Source organism: Hydrogenophaga sp., assembly GCF_041633695.1.
Lineage (GTDB): Bacteria > Pseudomonadota > Gammaproteobacteria > Burkholderiales > Burkholderiaceae_C > Hydrogenophaga.
The window spans coordinates 1-11,969 of record NZ_JBFJMY010000100.1; the positions used below are offsets into that span (position 1 = coordinate 1).

Annotated in this window: 10 protein-coding genes; 8 read left to right on the forward strand and 2 right to left on the reverse strand. The window is 62.5% G+C overall.

Annotated features, from left to right (window positions below):
- The coding region (locus ABYB95_RS08465; RefSeq protein WP_372658030.1) for an NAD(P)H-dependent flavin oxidoreductase at positions 1 to 818 on the forward strand (818 nt) is incomplete at its 5' end.
- A gap of 88 nt (positions 819 to 906) precedes the next feature.
- Here ABYB95_RS08465 and ABYB95_RS08470 read toward each other — a convergent pair.
- Entirely contained in the window at positions 907 to 3,210 is a 2,304-nt protein-coding gene (locus tag ABYB95_RS08470) for a penicillin-binding protein 1A (protein ID WP_372658031.1), read from the reverse strand.
- Positions 3,211 to 3,472: 262 nt separating this feature from the next.
- Here ABYB95_RS08470 and pstS point away from each other — a divergent pair, with 262 nt between their 5' ends.
- The 7 genes from pstS to phoR all read left to right on the forward strand — a co-directional run bounded on the left by pstS (position 3,473) and on the right by phoR (position 10,042).
- On the forward strand, positions 3,473 to 4,498 hold the full coding sequence (pstS, locus tag ABYB95_RS08475) for a phosphate ABC transporter substrate-binding protein PstS (protein WP_372658032.1): 1,026 nt from the start codon (positions 3,473 to 3,475) through the stop codon (positions 4,496 to 4,498).
- 106 nt (positions 4,499 to 4,604) lie between these two features.
- Positions 4,605 to 5,597 carry a phosphate ABC transporter permease subunit PstC gene (gene pstC, locus ABYB95_RS08480; RefSeq protein ID WP_372658038.1) on the forward strand — a complete coding sequence of 331 codons (993 nt, stop codon included), beginning with the start codon at positions 4,605 to 4,607 and terminating at the stop codon, positions 5,595 to 5,597.
- Between the two features lie 12 nt (positions 5,598 to 5,609).
- Entirely contained in the window at positions 5,610 to 6,473 is an 864-nt protein-coding gene (gene pstA, locus ABYB95_RS08485; RefSeq protein WP_372658033.1) for a phosphate ABC transporter permease PstA, read from the forward strand.
- Positions 6,474 to 6,523: 50 nt separating this feature from the next.
- Positions 6,524 to 7,303 (forward strand): phosphate ABC transporter ATP-binding protein PstB, encoded by a 780-nt coding sequence (gene pstB, locus ABYB95_RS08490; protein ID WP_372658039.1) that lies wholly within the window; start codon positions 6,524 to 6,526, stop codon positions 7,301 to 7,303.
- Positions 7,304 to 7,305: 2 nt separating this feature from the next.
- Positions 7,306 to 8,007, forward strand: a complete 702-nt coding sequence (gene phoU / locus ABYB95_RS08495) for a phosphate signaling complex protein PhoU (protein ID WP_372658034.1) — start codon at positions 7,306 to 7,308, stop codon at positions 8,005 to 8,007.
- On the forward strand, positions 8,004 to 8,735 hold the full coding sequence (gene phoB, locus ABYB95_RS08500; protein ID WP_372658035.1) for a phosphate regulon transcriptional regulator PhoB: 732 nt from the start codon (positions 8,004 to 8,006) through the stop codon (positions 8,733 to 8,735). The genes phoU and phoB overlap by 4 nt, the downstream gene beginning before the upstream one ends.
- Positions 8,732 to 10,042, forward strand: a complete 1,311-nt coding sequence (gene phoR / locus ABYB95_RS08505) for a phosphate regulon sensor histidine kinase PhoR (RefSeq protein ID WP_372658036.1) — start codon at positions 8,732 to 8,734, stop codon at positions 10,040 to 10,042. Before phoB ends, phoR begins: the two co-directional genes overlap by 4 nt.
- A 70-nt stretch (positions 10,043 to 10,112) precedes the next feature.
- Here phoR and ABYB95_RS08510 read toward each other — a convergent pair whose 3' ends face one another.
- Positions 10,113 to 11,849, reverse strand: a complete 1,737-nt coding sequence (locus ABYB95_RS08510) for a hypothetical protein (RefSeq protein ID WP_372658037.1) — start codon at positions 11,847 to 11,849, stop codon at positions 10,113 to 10,115.
- Between the last annotated feature and the right edge of the window lie 120 nt (positions 11,850 to 11,969).

Consider the following 11,969-nt stretch of genomic DNA (forward strand, 5'->3'; position numbering starts at 1 on the left):
AGCTCGACGAATGGCTGGCCGAGATCACCGAGGCACTGGCCGCACACGACAAGGCCCATCCCGACAACAAGGCCGCACCGTTTGCCATCAACCAGATCGTGCACAAGAGCAACGACCGTCTGGAGCAGGACATGGCACTGTGCGAAAAGTACAAGGTGCCGATCATCATCACCAGCCTGGGCGCGCGCGAAGACGTGAACAAAGGCGTGCAGGCCTGGGGTGGGGTGGTGCTGCACGATGTGATCAACAACGTGTTTGCGCACAAGGCGATTGAAAAAGGCGCCGATGGCCTGATTCCGGTGGCCGCCGGTGCCGGTGGCCACGCCAGCGTGAAGAGCCCGTTTGCCATGGTGCAGGAAATCCGCGAGTGGTTTGATGGTCCGGTGGCGCTGTCCGGTGCCATCGCCTCCGGCGGCGCCATTCTGGCCGCCCAGGCCATGGGCGCTGACTTTGCTTACATTGGCTCGGCTTTCATTGCCACAGAAGAAGCGCGGGCGGTGGAGGGCTACAAAGAGATGATCACGAAGAGCAATTCGGACGACATCGTCTACAGCAATTTCTACACCGGTATCCACGGCAATTACCTCAAAGGCAGCATTCAGAATGCAGGCATGGATCCGGATAACCTGCCCGAAAGCGATCCCAGCAAAATGAATTTCGGAACCGGCGAGGGCGCCAATGCGGCCAAAGCCTGGAAAGATATCTGGGGCTGTGGCCAAGGCATTGGGGCCATTGAAAAAGTGATGCCCGCTGCCGAATTGGTGGCCCGCTTCAAGCGCGAGTACGCCGAAGCCAAGGCCCGTATCTGCGCGGGCTGAAGCGGTCAGCCCAAGAATAAAAAAAGCCGATCCGGATGATCGGCTTTTTTGTGTGCGCAGGCGAATGGACCGTGCGCCGATTCGCCCGTCAGCGCTGCAGTGCTTCGGGCAAGAGCTCGCGCGCCCAGCTGGGCAAGGCCTGCACAAAGGCCCCCGGTGGCGGGGCATATTCCACGCCGCTCTCGTCGGAAATGCGCGCCACCGCGCCGCCGGATTGCCATTCGCTGTACAGCCAATCCTGACCATCGCGCACCAGTCCGGGCGGCACGGGGACTGGCGCGGCCACCGGTGTGTCCTTGAGCGCCGCACCCATGTAATCGATCCAGATCGGCAAGGCGGCGCGGCTGCCCGATTCGCGTGCACCCAGGCTGCGCGGCTGGTCGTAGCCCATCCAGACCACGGTGGCCAGCGCAGGCTGGTAGCCCGCGAACCAGGCATCCACCGCGTCGTCGGTGGTACCGGTTTTCCCGTACAGATCGCCACGCTTGAGTTTGGCCTGCGCCTGCGCACCGGTGCCGGTGCGCGCCACGTCGTTGAGCAGGCTGTTCATGACAAATGCGTTGCGCGCCGATATGGCGCGAACGTCGTCGGTCAGCGCCTGGGGTGGGGGCGCCTCAAACAACACCTTGCCCTGGGCGTCGGTGATTTTTTCGACCACCACTGCCGGCACCTGCCAGCCGCCGTTGGCCAGGGTCGCGTAGGCCCGCACCATTTGTAGCGGCGTGACGCTGCCGGTGCCCAGTGCCAGCGTCAGATCGTTGGGCTGGCGTGCCATGTCCAGCCCGAAGCGCGATGCCCACTCGCGGGTGCGCTGGGTGCCGACGTGCTGCAACACGCGCACACTGGCCAGGTTGCTGGAACTGGTCAGGGCCTCGCGCAGCGAGATGGGACTGTGGTCGCCTGCGTGGCTATTGCTCGGGCTCCAGCCATTGGCAGCCCGGAACGGCAAATCGTCCACCAGCGTGGCGGGCATCACACGCTCTTCCAGCGCAGCCGAGTAGAGCAGGGGTTTGAAGCTGGAGCCCGGCTGGCGCCAACCCTGGGTCACGTGGTTGAAGGGCTGGCGGCTGAAATCGAAACCTCCCACCAGCGCGCGCACCCGCCCTGTGTGGGTGTCCATGGCGACCAGCGCGGCTTCGGCTTGTGGCCACTGCGAGATCGCCCATTGTTTGCCCTGCGCGGTCAGCCGAACAACGGCGCCGCGTTCCAGCTTGAGCGGCGCCTTGGCCTTGGTGGTCAGCGCAGCTTGCGCCCAGCGCAGGCCTTCGCCCTGGACCCGCACACGTTCACCACTGGCCAGCAGGACCTGCAGTGCCTTGGGGCTGGCCGACAGCACAATACCCACGCGCAACACATCGTCGTCTCGGTAGGCTTTGAGCGCTTCTGACGCGATGCTTTCCAATTCCGGGCCATCGCCCTTGGGCAGGGTTTCAACAGCTTCCGGGCCGCGCCAGGCGCCGCGGCGCTCGAACGCCAGCACACCCCGCTGCACCGCTTCGGTGGCGGCCCGCTGGTCGGCAGCCAACAAGGAAGTGGTGACGCGTATGCCACTGGAATAGGCCTCGGTGCCAAAGCGCTCCACCACGGCGCGGCGGGCCATTTCGGCGACGTGGGCCGCGTGCACACTGCGCTGACCGGGTGTGCGCAGCTGCAGCTTCTCGGCACGGGCAGCGGCCAGTTGCTGCGGATCGATCACGCCCGTGGCCCGCATGCGCTCCAGCACCACGTGCTGGCGCCTGGTTGCCCGTTCGAAGTTCGCTATCGGGTTGGCGTAGTAAGGGTTTTGTGGCAGGCCGGCCAGCATGGCGGTCTCGGCCAGGGAGAGTTTGTCCAGCGGCTTGCCGAAGTAGGTTTGCGCGGCGGCTGCGAAACCATAGGCCCGTTGGCCCAAAAAGATCTCGTTGAGGTAGATCTCGAGAATGCGGTCTTTCGAGAGCGCGTCCTCCACCTTGAAAGCGAGCAGGATCTCCTTGGCTTTGCGCTCGGCGCTGAACTCGCGCGTGAGCAACATGGTGCGCACCAGCTGCTGGGTGATGGTGGACGCGCCTTGTTTGCGCCCGCCAGTGATCAAGGCCAGCGCGGCGCGCGCCATGCCCTTGGGGTCTACACCCGAGTGCTCACGAAAACGCGTGTCCTCGATCGCCAGTACCGCGTCTTGCAGCAGTTTGGGCGTGCGGGCCAGCGGCAGGTACTCGCGCCGTTCGGTGCCGAACTGGGCGATTTCCACGCCATCGGCGGTGAACACCTGCAGTGGCAGCTTGGGCTGGTAGTTGACGATGCGGTCGATGGGCGGCAGGTCGAACGGCGAGGCCGAGACCGGTGGCGGGACCAACCAGGCGCCGAAGGCGAGTGCCGAGGCCAGAACCTGCCGGCACAGAATAGAGCGAAACATAGGGATCGATTATCGCGGGCTTGTGTGAAGCAGGCGTGAGGTGCTGGTTACAGGGGGTACGCAAGCAAAAAACGGGTCTTTGACACGCCTGGATACAAAAAGAGCTGCATTTCGGTGGTCGGGTACCGTGCGCCCCACGTTTTGCGGGCTTGGACCGACGGGGTCGGCTTGTGGCAAGCCGCCATGTGTTTGTCACAAGGATGTCACATTGGATGCATACAGTCCTTCTGGTCAACCCCATTCGTCAACCGTGAGGACACCCATGAACCTGAACTTTTCCAAGACCTTTGTTGCCGCTGTCGTTGCCGCCGCAGCCGCTTCTTCCGCTTTCGCTCAGGACGTCACCGGCGCTGGCGCCTCGTTCCCCGCCCCCATTTACGCGAAGTGGGCCGAAGCCTACAAAGCCGCCACCGGCAAGACCGTGAACTACCAGTCCATCGGCTCGTCCGGTGGCATCAAGCAGATCAAAGCCAAGACCGTGGATTTCGGCGCGACCGACGACCCGATGGCCGCAGCCGACGTGAATGCCGACGGCATGGTGCAGTTCCCCGCCATCATCGGTGGTGTTGTGCCGATCTACAACCTCGAAGGCATTCCCTCCATGTCGCTGAAGCTGACGGGCGAGGTGCTGGCCGACATCTTCATGGGCAAGATCACCAAATGGAACGATGCCAAGATCACCGGTCTGAACCCAGGCGTGAACTTGCCGGACCAGGTGATCACGGTTTCGCACCGCGCCGACGGCTCGGGTACCACCGCCACCTTCACCGGCTATCTGTCGGAAGTGTCTAGCGATTTCGAAAAGGCCGTGGGCGCTGGTAAAGCCGTCAAATGGCCAGCCGACACCTCGGTCGGTGGCAAGGGCAACGCCGGTGTGGCGGCCAACGTGCAAAAGATCAAGGGTGCGATTGGTTACGTGGAATACGCGTACGCCAAGTCCAACAAAATGCCGGTGATCATGCTCAGGAACAAAGACGGCAAGTACGTGAAGCCGGATTCGGACACCTTTGCCGCCGCCGCTGCTGGCGCCGATTGGTCCAAAGCGCCGGCCATGGCCTTGTCCTTGAACAACCAGCCTGGCGCCATGAGCTGGCCCATCACCACGGCTTCGTTCATCCTCATGTACAAGCAGCCCACCGACGCCACCAAGTCCAAAGAGTCGCTGGCGTTCTTCGACTGGGCATTCAAGAGCGGCGGCAAGCTGGCCGACGAGTTGGACTATGTGGCCATGCCTTCGGTGGCCACGGACTACATCCGCAAGTCGGTCTGGACCCAGATCAAAAACTGATCGTGTTGACGTGGGCATGGCGGCTTGCCGCCGTGCCCGTCTCGGCCCGACAGACGGGCGGTTAACGTGAGGTTTGCTGCACATGCACACCATTGAACCCCCCATGATGACAAACCTTCCCGCCACCCCGGCAGAGCCCGATGACGCGCAGCGGCAAGGCTTTGCCCGCCGCCAGCGTTTTCAAGACGCGCTGTTCCACAAGTTTACGCTGCTCTTTGCTTTCACCGTGTTGCTGGTGCTCGCGGGCATCATCGTTTCGCTGTTCATCCAGTCGATGCCAGCGTTCGAGCAGTTTGGCCCGGGCTTTCTGACACGGGTGGAATGGGACATCGTCAACGACGAGTTCGGTGCGGCCATTGCCATCTTTGGCACCGTGGTCTCCGCCGTGATCGCGTTGGTGATCGCGGTGCCTTTGAGTTTTGGCATCGCCTTGTTTCTGACCGAAACCTGCCCGGTGTGGATGCGCCGACCACTGGGCATTTGTATCGAACTGCTGGCCGGTGTGCCATCCATCATTTACGGCATGTTCGGTCTCTTCATTTTTGCGCCTTTGTTCGCCGAATATGGGCAGCCCATTTTGTCGGCCACATTGGGCAAGCTGCCTGTGATCGGTGTGCTGTTCTCCGGCGCGCAGATCGGCCTGGGCATTCTGACGGCGGGCCTGATTCTCGCGATCATGGTGTTGCCCTTTATCGCCTCGGTGATGCGCGACGTGTTCCTGATCGTGCCCTCGGTGCTGAAAGAATCCGCCTATGGCCTGGGCTGCACCACCTGGGAGGTGGTCACCAAGGTGGTACTGCCCTATACCCGTACCGGTGTCATTGGCGGTGTGATGCTGGGCCTGGGTCGCGCGCTGGGCGAGACCATGGCCGTGACCTTTGTGATCGGCAATGCACACAAGCTCAGCCCCTCGCTGTTCGGTTTGGGCAACTCCATCGCATCCACCTTGGCCAACGAGTTCGCAGAGGCCGATAGCGAGCTGCACGTTTCCTCGCTCTTCGCCTTGGGCCTGGTGCTGTTCCTCATCACGTTCGTGGTGCTTTCTGCCGCCAAGCTGATGCTGTTGCGGATGGAAAAATCCCAAGGCAAGAAAACCTGAAGGCCACAACCCATGAACAAACAAATTACCGTTTCCCCGCTCTACAGCGGGCGCGTGCGCAACAACAAGATCGGCCTGACGCTGTCGATGATGGCCATGGTGGCCGGCTTGTTGGCGCTGTTCTGGATCCTCGGCGTGCTGCTGTACAAAGGCGTTGGCGCACTGGATCTGAACATGTTCACCCAATCCACGCCCGCGCCGGGCACGCCCGGCGGCGGTCTGGCCAATGCGATCTGGGGCAGCATGTTGATGGTGATCTCCTGCACCTTGGTGACCACGCCAGTGGGCATTCTGGCGGGCATTTATCTGTCGGAATACGGTGCTGGCAGCAAGTTCGCGGCGCTCACCCGCTTCGTCACCGACATCATGTTGTCGGCGCCTTCCATCGTGATCGGCTTGTTCGTGTACGCCCTGGTGGTGGCACCCACTGGCGTGTTCTCGGGCTGGGCCGGTTCACTGGCTTTGTCCTTGATTGCGCTGCCGGTGGTGGTGCGCACCACCGAGAACATGCTGCAACTGGTGCCGACGCCGCTGCGCGAAGCCGCTGCCGGCCTGGGGGCGCCCAAGTGGCGCATCTCGATCACCGTGGTGCTGCGCGCCGCCCGCAGCGGCGTGGTCACAGGCATCTTGCTGGCGATCGCCCGCATCAGCGGTGAAACCGCACCCTTGCTGTTCACCGCCTTGAGCAACCAGTTCATGACCTCCGACATGGGCTCGCCCATGGCCAGTCTGCCGGTCGTGATTTACCAGTTCGCCATGAGTCCCTACGAAGACTGGGTGTCTCTGGCCTGGGGCGGCGCCTTGCTCATCACATTGACGGTATTGGTGATCAACATCGTGGCACGTGTGCTGTTCCGCGAAGACGCCAAGGCCTAAACCCATTCAACCACCGAGGTCCCGAAATGACAGCAGTAATGAGCGAAGAGATGACCGAAATCGAAAAAGCGGGATTGCCCAGCGCGCTGAAGATCCGCAACCTGAATTTTTACTACGGCAAGTTCCAGGGGTTGAAGAACATCAACATGGACATTGCCGAAAAGAAGGTGACCGCCTTCATCGGCCCGTCCGGCTGCGGCAAATCCACCTTGCTGCGCACCCTCAACCGCATGTATTCCCTGTACCCAGGACAACGCGCGGAGGGCGATATTCTTTTCTACGGCAACAACATCTTGTCGCCCAACCAGGACGTGAACCTGCTGCGCTCGCGCATCGGCATGGTGTTCCAGAAGCCCACGCCGTTCCCCATGTCGATCTACGACAACATCGCCTTTGGTGTGCGTCTGTATGAAAAGCTCTCCAATGGCGAGATGAGCGACCGGGTGGAATGGTCGCTGCGCAAGGCGGCGCTGTGGGACGAGGTCAAAGACAAACTCAACCAGAGCGGCCTGTCGCTGTCCGGTGGTCAGCAGCAACGTTTGTGCATTGCGCGCAGCGTGGCGGTGAAGCCTTCGGTGCTGCTGCTGGACGAACCCACCTCGGCTCTTGATCCCATCTCGACCGCCAAAATCGAAGAGCTGATCAACGAGCTGAAGAACGATTACACGATTGCCATCGTCACACACAACATGCAGCAGGCGGCGCGTTGCAGCGACTACACCGCCTACATGTACTTGGGTGACATGATTGAGTTTGGCGCGACAGAACAACTGTTCTTCAAGCCCAAGCGCAGTGAAACGGAAGACTACATCACAGGGAGGTTTGGCTGATCATGAGCGACAAACACATTTCGAGCCAGTTCGACGCGGAGCTGAACACCATTTCCACCCAGGTCATGGAAATGGGCGGTCTGGTGGAATCCCAGCTGCACCAGGCCGTTTATGCTCTGACCCACATGAGCGACGAGTCTGCCGATCAGGTGATCGCAGCCGAAGCGCGCGTGAACCAGATGGAAATGGACATCGACTACGGCATCACCTCCACCATCGGACGGCGCCAGCCCACGGCGCGCGACCTGCGCTTTCTGATGGCCATTGGCCGCACCACGGCCAACCTGGAGCGGGCAGGGGACGAAATCACCAAGATCGCACGCCGCGTCAAATCGATCATCGAAAGCGGGTCTCCGCGTTCGCTGCCGAGTTCCGAGCTGCGCATCGCCGCCGACATGGCTGCCACCTTGTTGCGCAAATCGCTGGACGCGTTCGCGCGGCTGGATATCAATGTGGCGCTGGACATCATCAAAGAAGACAACGCCATCGACAACGAGTACAACGGGTTCTTGCGTAAACTCATCACCTACATGATGGAAGACCCCCGCACCATTTCGCCCAGCCTGGACTTGCTGTTTCTGGCGAAGTCGATCGAGCGCATCGGGGACCACGCCAAGAACATCGCTGAATCCATCATCTACATCGTCAAAGGTGAAGACGTGCGCCACACCCCTATGTCCCATGTGGAGTCGGTCGTCGGATGAAAAAGCTGCCCCGCGTTCTGGTGGTCGAGGACGAGCCATCCATTGCCGAGTTGATTGCGGTCAATCTGCGCCACAACGGGTTTGCCCCCACGGTGGTGTTTGACGGTCTGGCTGCCCAGCGCGAGGTCGATGCGGTTTTGCCGGACGTGATTCTGCTGGACTGGATGTTGCCCGGCGAGAGCGGGGCGTCGCTGGCCCGCCAGTGGCGCAAGAACGAGCGAACCAAGACGGTTCCCATTCTGATGCTGACCGCCAGAAGCGACGAATCGGACAAGGTGCAGGGGCTGGATGCGGGCGCCGACGACTACATCACCAAGCCTTTTTCGACCCAGGAACTGCTGGCCCGCATCCGGGCGGTGCTGCGCCGCCGCGCGCCGGAAATCGTGAACGACTCGGTTCAGGTGGCCGATTTGTCGCTCGATGCCGGGACCTACCGCATCACGTTCAAGGGACAGGAACTCAAGGTGGGACCCACCGAGTTCAAATTGCTCCACTACCTCATGAAGCACGCAGAACGCGTGCACACCCGTGGTACGCTGCTCGACAAGATTTGGGGTGACCATGTCTTTATCGAGGAGCGAACCGTGGATGTGCATGTGAAGCGTTTGAGGGAATCTTTGGGCGAAGCCGCTGCGATGATCGAGACCGTGCGCGGTGCCGGTTACCGTTTGACGGCCATGAACAGCGCGGTGCGACCGGCGCAAGGTTTGCAGACCAGCCACACATGATCCGGCGGCTGGTCGAGCTGCTGCTGCTGGTCTTTCTGGGGGCGGTCTGGGGTTGGTACAGCGCTGCGGCCAACTGGACCCTGGCCGGTGCTTTGCTGGGCGCCGTGGTCTGGAGCATTTTTGACGGTTTGCGCGCGCGCCACATGCTGCGCTGGCTGAACAAGGCCGACGTGACGCGAACCCCCAACCTCTCCGGGGTCTGGGGCGATCTGATCGACCGCAACCGCAAGATTCTCAAGAAGCTGGAGAAAAAGGCCCAGAGCAGCGATGCCCGTCTGGAAGATTTTCTCGCCGCGATCCAGGCATCGCCCAACGGCGTGGTGCTGCTGGACGCCTTGGGGCGTATCGAATGGTCGAACCTGACCGCCGCCGAACACCTGGGTTTCGATCCGCAGCGCGATCTGGGGCAGTATGTGCGCAACATGGTGCGTTCCCCGGTGTTCACCGCCTACATGGCCAGCGGTGACTACAACCACGAAATCCAGATCGACGGCCCCGGCCCCAAACCGTCGCAGCCGACCAAAATCTCGCTCCAGATACATCCCTACGGCAAAAAGAAGAAGCTGCTGCTGTCCCGGGACGTGACCGCTGTGCAACTGGCCGACACCATGCGCCGCGACTTTGTGGCCAACGTGTCGCACGAAATCCGCACGCCGCTGACGGTGCTCAGCGGCTTTGTGGAAACCATGCAAAGCATCCCGCTGGACGAGTCGGACCGAACACGCTACCTGGGTCTGATGAGCCAGCAAGCCCAGCGCATGCAAACCCTGGTCAGCGATCTGCTGACCTTGTCCCGACTTGAAGGCAGCCCGTCGCCGGGCGCAGGCGAATGGATAGACAGCCAGGAGCTGCTCACCCATGTGGTCCAGGAGGCGCGGGGTCTGTCGCAGGCCATCGCGCGCCCGGCACATGTGATCGAAATCGACGAAGCGCCCGCCTTCTGGGTATCGGGTGCCAAGAGCGAGTTGCTCAGCGCGATGTCCAACCTGTTGAGCAACGCGGTGCGTTACACGCCGGGTGGTGGGCAGATCCGCGCGGGTTGGCACCTGCAGTCAGACGGGCGCGGCGTTTTTTCGGTGGCCGACAGTGGGCCGGGCATCGCCGCCGAACACCTGCCCAGATTGACCGAGCGGTTTTACCGCGTGGACCGCAGCCGGTCGCGCGAAACCGGTGGCACCGGCCTGGGTCTGGCCATCGTCAAGCACGTGGCGCAGCGGCACGGCGGCCAGATTCAGGTGGAGAGCAGCTTGGGTGAGGGTTCGACGTTCCACATGGCATTGCCTGCATCGCGGGTGCGCGCGCGCTAAAGCGCCGGTACTTCAGCGTCTGCGTTTGCGGTAGAGCCCGTCGTTCGGGTCCCACCGCTGGTTGGCGATCTCAGTCACCCACGCGCTGGTACAACAACAGGCGCTCTTTGTTGTCCGTCAGGCGGCTCACCGTGGCCTTGTGAGCCCAGTCGGTGAGTTTCACCCTCTGGTCTAGGGTGGGCTGGTGGCTGGGCGTGACCACCATGGCCAGGCAGCGTTCTTGGGGCGCGGGTTCCGTTCGCACCACTTGAAGCTTCGCATGGTATTGAAGCGCCGCGATCTGGGCCTGGCTGAGACCATCGGCCAGCAGACAGGCGTTGGCGGGGACCATGCTGGCAATCCGCCGCGAAATCGGGCCGTAACTGCGACCAAAGTCCAGCAGAGGCAACCACAAGGTCATCAACAACAGCCAGCACAGCGTGCTGCCCGCTGCCGGCAATACCAGGCTCTTCCAGATGGCCTGGCGGTGTTGGCCCACCCGCCAAGCCACCAGCCAAATCCAGGCCGCCGTGGCCAGTGCGCCGAACGCAAACAGCCAAACAGAAAACTCGGGAACAAATCCGGGCGCCAGTTTGGCCACGTTGGCCGCTGGTTTGGCGGGCACGCCGGTTTGCATGGCGAACCAGACCACCCAGATCACGATGGCACAGCCGGAGAAGAACAACAAGGTGAACCAGTCGATCAACGCCGACACGGAGCGGCGCAGCGTGGGCAGCGCAAAGGCCGCCAGCGCGCTGAGCGCGGGCAGCGCCAGCAGCAGCGCACGGTCCTGGTCTTGCGGCATCGCGCTGTCCACCACGCTCACCAGCACCGCCCAGAGCGGCAGCAACAAATGCGGTCGCAGCAGCTGATGGCGCCAGCGCCACACGGTCCACATGGCCAACGGCCAAGCGGGCCAGGCAAACCAGACCAGCAGGCGCAGCCAGGCCTTGCCGTCAGCACCACCCAGGGAGAGATCCCAGTCTGGGCGGTAAAAACCGCCGGTCAGCGCGACGACCGCCAACACCGCAGCCAACACAACAGCGCACCAGAGCAAGGGGTCGCGCAGCCAGGCGTGGCTCAGCCCTTGTCCCGACGGCGTGTTGGGGGCGGCCTCCGACGGCTTGCGCCGAGCAACCCATGCGCCGAACAGCAGTCCCGTGCCCAAGGTGAGGGTGATCCACGGCGCGCCACTGAGCACCAAACCCAAGGTGGCCAGGCCCCACAGCACGACGCTGCGAGCAGGGTGTTGCACGTCGGCGTGGGTCAGGCGCGAAGCCGCATACAAGGTGGCCGAAGCCAGTGCGAGGCGTGCCAGATCGGGCGTGGTTTCGTGCGAAAGCTGGGCCAAGCCCAGACAGGCGACCAAGGCCAGCAGACTGGCGTCGGCCAAAGCGCGTGCGTAGTCGGTGGGGTGAGCCTCTCCACCAAATGCAAAGGCCACCGGTTGGGCATCGGGTTGCCGTGCCAGGTGGTACACCGTGTACCAGGTGCACGCCATGGTGGCGGCCAGCAGCAAGCCAAAGGGAATGCGGGCCGCCAGCTCGGCGCTGAGAAAAGGCAGCAGCTGGATAAAAACCGCACCCAGCCAGTACGGAAGTTGGCCCGCTTCGTCGGCGAGCACACCCAGCACTTGTGGGTGCCACCAATCGCCTTGGCCGGTCGCCATCTCCAGCATCACGCCAAAAGCCGTCACATCGGCATTTTTCCAGGGCTCCCGGCCCAGAAATCCGGGCAGGATGTAGGCCGCGCAAAACAGGAAGAGTGCGAAACGGGGTAGGCGGCGCACGGCCGCCTGGGTGACGATGGCTGGGGTAGACGGATTCATCTGCCGGGGATGTTACAGGGCACAGGCAAAAAAAAGCAGCCGGGGGTGCCGGCTGCATTTTGCGACAGAGAAATTGGAGCGTTGCAGCGCCAATGTTTCCCGGATTTATTCAGCAGCAGG

Coding starts and splice junctions, on each gene's coding strand:
- ABYB95_RS08470 (WP_372658031.1), bottom strand. CDS start 3,210: ATGTTTCGCTCTATTCTGTGCCGGCAGGTTCTGGCCTCGGCACTCGCC.
- pstS (WP_372658032.1), top strand. CDS start 3,473: ATGAACCTGAACTTTTCCAAGACCTTTGTTGCCGCTGTCGTTGCCGCC.
- pstC (WP_372658038.1), top strand. CDS start 4,605: ATGACAAACCTTCCCGCCACCCCGGCAGAGCCCGATGACGCGCAGCGG.
- pstA (WP_372658033.1), top strand. CDS start 5,610: ATGAACAAACAAATTACCGTTTCCCCGCTCTACAGCGGGCGCGTGCGC.
- pstB (WP_372658039.1), top strand. CDS start 6,524: ATGACCGAAATCGAAAAAGCGGGATTGCCCAGCGCGCTGAAGATCCGC.
- phoU (WP_372658034.1), top strand. CDS start 7,306: ATGAGCGACAAACACATTTCGAGCCAGTTCGACGCGGAGCTGAACACC.
- phoB (WP_372658035.1), top strand. CDS start 8,004: ATGAAAAAGCTGCCCCGCGTTCTGGTGGTCGAGGACGAGCCATCCATT.
- phoR (WP_372658036.1), top strand. CDS start 8,732: ATGATCCGGCGGCTGGTCGAGCTGCTGCTGCTGGTCTTTCTGGGGGCG.
- ABYB95_RS08510 (WP_372658037.1), bottom strand. CDS start 11,849: ATGAATCCGTCTACCCCAGCCATCGTCACCCAGGCGGCCGTGCGCCGC.